This window comes from Bradyrhizobium genomosp. III (assembly GCF_000261705.1).
GTDB lineage: Bacteria > Pseudomonadota > Alphaproteobacteria > Rhizobiales > Xanthobacteraceae > Bradyrhizobium > Bradyrhizobium ottawaense.
Map to the genome: position 1 here is coordinate 1 of NZ_AJQF01000546.1, position 3573 is coordinate 3573.

Below are 3573 nucleotides of genomic sequence, written 5' to 3' on the forward strand. Positions count from 1 at the left end.
CGCCGTATCACTCAGCTCTGATTCCGGGTACTAGATTCGATAACCTGTTTTGTTGAGTAGCGTGATGGTCAAGGTTGCCAAGCCCCGAGCCATGGCTCGATCGCGTCCTCGGCGGGCTTGAACACCGGGATGTGGTAGTTCGAGCGCATTGATGTGACGCGCTCGCGGGTCCAGCGATTGCCGTTGCCGGTCTTGAGGCCGTTGCGATTGAGGAGGCCGGCAATCAGATCGTCGCTGGCGATCAGCACCAGTTGACGCACGGCCTGGACGATATCGGCAGAGGTGCTGTTGCGCTGTCCGCGCCGGCGCTTCGGCAAGCGCAACTCGCTGTGGGCGCCCCCCACCCAATGGACGATGAGAACGATCTCCGAGGCCGCGTCGTCGATATCGGCCACGACCTCATGGATGAGGGTGCGCACAATGCGCTTCTTGAGGCGAGCATCCGTCGTCGGCGCATCCCAGACCGTTTTGAGGTTCGAGGCCAGAACGCCGAGCGAGACTGGATCGGCAAGGGGTGCGGGCGTGGCCGCATCATGCATGGCGATCTTGGCCTCAACCTCCGCCGCGTGAGCGAGCGCCCTGTTCCAGCGCGCTTCCAGCTCACTGGCCACCAGCCGGTTCGCGGGATCAGCGGCATCGTATTGCCGGAAAGCCCTGTCGGCGGCATAGCGCGCCGCTTCGAGGTCGCGACTGAGAGCATCGCGTACCTGATCGCGCCGTTCCCTGGCTCCCTTGGCGGCAGCGGTTGCGGCGGCGACAGCGCCCGGACCGACGACTCCAAGCAGCGATTCTTCGATGGCGTCATCGACGCGCAGTCCGCCGAAGGCGATGCAGTGGGCCCAGCCATTATCCATCCAGGCACGGTTGCAGCTGTAGCGCGGGATATGGTTCTCCATGCCGGAGTACCGGAGTGTGAGCTTGCGACCGCAGCGCTTGCAGCGGATCAGACCGGCCAGCAACGCGTCACCATGGTTGGGCGCGCCGTGATGCCGACTGGTGGGAACATTGCTGCTGACCATGGTGCGAATCGCCTCGAACTTCTCCCAGCTCACATACCCTTCGTGAGTGTTGGGCTTCAGCGTCAGCCATTCGTTCCGCGCCTTGCGGCGGATCTTCAGGCTCACGCCAGCGGTGCTGTATCCCGCCGCCACAGCTGTCTTACCATAGGCATAGGCGCCGCCGTAGACCGGGTTCTCAATGATCCGGTGGATGGCAGAGTAGTTTGGTCGCCGCCAGGCCGTGTCGCCGTTGGTCTGCTTCACCGGCAGATCGAGATTGTACTCATGGAGCCAGCAGAGCGCCTGTCGCGCGCTGCCCAGTTCCTCGACCTTGTCGAACACCAGCTTGATCGCCTCCTGGACACGCCGATCCGGGTCTTTCTCATAACGGTCGCCGGCCTTCACGAAGCCGACGGGCGCTGTCACAACCAACTCGCCCCGGCGCGCCTTCTCGTAGCGGGCCGAGAGCGAGCGCTGGCGCAACAGATCCAGCTCGTACTCGTTGAGGCTGCCCTTGAGCCCGAGCAGCAGGCGGTCGTTGCCGTGCCTTGGCGCATAGATGGTCTCTTGATCGACCAGAACGGTATCGACCACGCGGCACATCTCGATGAGTTGCTGCCAATCCCGGCTGTTGCGGGCGAAGCGCGAGACCTCGCGGGCGCAAACCGCACCAACCCTGCCGAGGCAAACCTCCGCCACCATTCGCTCGAATCCGGCGCGTTGTATGCCGCCGGCGGCTGAACGACCATCTGACGACGGACAATCACGGACAAGCTCCGTTCGTACGGCGCTGCGAGGGCGAAGATGGGCTTTCACGTCGAACATCGCCAGCACAAAGCTCTCAACAATTGGGCCGAGAATTCTCATCAGCCGACGCGGCGGCGCGAGCGGATCATGGAGCGTTTCAAATCGTCCCGTCAGGCTCAACCGTTTCTGTCAGTTCACGATCAGGTCGCGAACCTTTTCCACATCCCCTATTCTGGAGCCGTCACTGCCGACTTCCGTCGTGCTTCGCGCGGGCGAGCCTTTGCGACTTGGCGCGAGATCTCCGCGACAAGCGCTATCGCCGAATCTCGAACCTTTGAGAAGCGCCTCCTTCGGCTCGCGGTCGATTAAGTTGACGATGCCCCGCTGCCTCCAGCAGCACGCCAGGCGCGATGGAATTGCACCCCACGGTGATCCGGGTTTTCCTGTGAATCGGGGAGAAGCGCCCTACGTCAGCTACTCGTCAGCCAGCCAGTCTATGCAGACTGGCTGCGCACTCTCGACTTTATCGGAGGTGGAATATGACAGGCATTGGCCGAGCTGGTAAATCGCACGTTGGGCCCGCAGGAGCCGACAGCGCATGGGGATCGAGTAGTTCGAGCCCGGAGCTCGGTCCCGCCCCCGGGGAGGGCGGGCAATCTTTCGACTCTGTCGTGGAGCGGATGCGCTCCGGGCCTCGAGATGGAACGGCTCCGCTCGTGAGCCTGCCACCAGCTTCGGCGGTGGCAGTCCAGATTTCCTCAAGTGGCGACGGAATCAAGGCAGCGAAGCAAAAAATGCGCAGCCTGCTTGCGGGGCTTGATGCTTCTAAAAATGCAGCCACACGAGCCCGGAACCCGAACCCGTCGGAGGCGCAAGAGCTGATCGATCAAGTCGTCAAGGCAGGCTCGGAAGTTCTGGGCTATTACGCGAGCCTCCCCCCGGACATGGCGCGGGGGCTTCTTTCCGACGGTCGGGCTCGCCGACTCCGCGAGGAAACTATCGCTGCGGGAAACGAATGCGACATCGTGGCCACCTGGATTATCGGCGACCTGGAGAAGAGCAGGAAGAAAGCAACAGCCTTGCTCAAGAATATGCGAGTTGCCAACGCTCAGCCTGACCAGCTGAGCCGAGCGGTATCCAGCGTGGCGAAGCACTACGAGGCCTGCATGGAGGGGTGGGGAAAGAAGGCATTGCGCATGGAACGGATGCAGTCCGTCTGCGCGGCCACCGCCAACTTGCCGAGCACCACGCCCGAGATGCGGCAGGCCGAAGAGGCCGCACTACGCCTGCAGACCGGCTGGGCACTTTATACGAAGTGCGTGTATCTGCAATCGCAGGTTGCTCTTGCTCAGCTTCTAATTGAGTCGCGGGCGAGCACGTTCGAACCAGCTGTAAGCGACGCCCTCATGGGTGAGGATGGGCGGGTGCGTCTGCTCGGGACCTTTATCGAGGATGTTTTTCCGGCATTTAACTCGGCGTCCGAAGCCGTTCTGAGCAGCAACGGAGCGGCACTCGACGCAGACCACTGCACCGTTCTGGAAGGAGTCATGGAGCGGCTTTCGGAATTTGCCTCAGGGGTGCACGGAATCGTTACCAGGCTAAGGGACGCCGGAACGGATGCCGACCTTCCATTAAAACTGTTGGGCCAGATCGCGGATGGTGCATGGGTCACCGCGGACGACGTCACGCGTCTTTTGGACGTGCAGCCAAAGACGCCCGCCGTGATTGAGCCGACGGCCCGGACTGCCGTAGTGGTTGAGGGGGGCGCGGCCCGCAGGGAGGGGAAGGGCAAGCGCGCACCGGCCGCAGGCGAGCGAAGTTCGGCGGG

At 62.8% G+C, this 3573-nt stretch carries 1 protein-coding gene and 2 pseudogenes; 2 read left to right on the forward strand and 1 reads right to left on the reverse strand.

The annotated features are described in order from the left end of the window. Positions 1-68: 68 nt before the first annotated feature. Positions 69-1865 carry a recombinase family protein gene (locus IC66_RS0141590; RefSeq protein WP_011084515.1) on the reverse strand — a complete coding sequence of 599 codons (1797 nt, stop codon included), beginning with the start codon at positions 1863-1865 and terminating at the stop codon, positions 69-71. On the opposite strand from IC66_RS0141590, the pseudogene IC66_RS42940 reads away from it, so the two are divergent. Beyond that, positions 1752-2103: pseudogene (locus tag IC66_RS42940) on the forward strand (DDE-type integrase/transposase/recombinase); the annotation flags it as partial. The gene IC66_RS0141590 and the pseudogene IC66_RS42940 sit on opposite strands and share 114 nt — an antisense overlap. 181 nt (positions 2104-2284) lie before the next feature. Continuing rightward, a pseudogene (locus IC66_RS0141595) lies at positions 2285-3573 on the forward strand (hypothetical protein); the annotation flags it as partial.

Coding starts and splice junctions, on each gene's coding strand:
- IC66_RS0141590 (WP_011084515.1), bottom strand. CDS start 1,865: ATGAGAATTCTCGGCCCAATTGTTGAGAGCTTTGTGCTGGCGATGTTC.